Below are 309 nucleotides of genomic sequence, written 5' to 3' on the forward strand. Positions count from 1 at the left end.
TTGTGGGTTTGCCACTTCCTCTGTCCACGACAGACGGACAAGAAAAGTACGGGATTTGGCGATTTTCCATCAACCGGTGTACTTGTTCGTAAAGGTAAAGCGCTATCGGTGCTGGAATTGTTCCCAAGTGTTTTCCGCCTCTTTGGAATCGATTCCACCCAATCAACACTACACCAATCGATTTTGTGAGTACTTGTATGAACTTTGCGAAGGCTCCACGATTCAAGAGGTTAGCCGAAAGCACCGCATCCCATATACAACATTGGAACGCATTTATTACTCCATCGCATCGAAAAAAGCAAAAGAGCG

The 309-nt window shown here is 45.6% G+C and carries 1 protein-coding gene; it reads left to right on the top strand.

Annotated features, from left to right (window positions below; genetic code table 11):
- Nucleotides 1-309, top strand: a 309-nt coding sequence (locus DCC82_RS17240; protein ID WP_146177923.1) for a helix-turn-helix domain-containing protein, incomplete at both ends; no start/stop codon positions are given.

It is taken from the genome of Geobacillus sp. LYN3 (assembly GCF_003064505.1).
In the GTDB taxonomy this organism is placed as follows: domain Bacteria; phylum Bacillota; class Bacilli; order Bacillales; family Anoxybacillaceae; genus Parageobacillus_B; species Parageobacillus_B toebii.